The sequence below is a fragment of the Streptomyces ossamyceticus genome, assembly GCF_001418475.1.
Lineage (GTDB): Bacteria > Actinomycetota > Actinomycetes > Streptomycetales > Streptomycetaceae > Streptomyces > Streptomyces ossamyceticus.
Genome location: NZ_LIQX01000476.1, coordinates 16,163 through 16,373 on the forward strand (window position 1 = coordinate 16,163; position 211 = coordinate 16,373).

Here is a 211-nt window from a genome sequence, read left to right on the forward strand (position 1 = left end):
CAGCTCCAGATCCGCACCGAGCTGGCCAACTGCCACTGGATGCGCGGCTACCTCCACGCCCAGAACGGCGCCTACGACCGCGCCGAGGCCGAGCTGCGCGAGGCCCGCCGCATGCTCTCCGCCAAGCGCGCCGCCCTCTACACCAGCCAGGTCGCCGTCGAACTCGCCGACGTCCTGCACCGCCGCGGCAAGTCCGACGAGGCCGCCGAAC

General features: G+C 73.0%; 1 pseudogene. It reads left to right on the plus strand.

Annotation, left to right across the window (positions count from 1 at the left end):
• Positions 1–211, plus strand: a pseudogene (locus AOK15_RS47485) (transcriptional regulator); the annotation flags it as partial.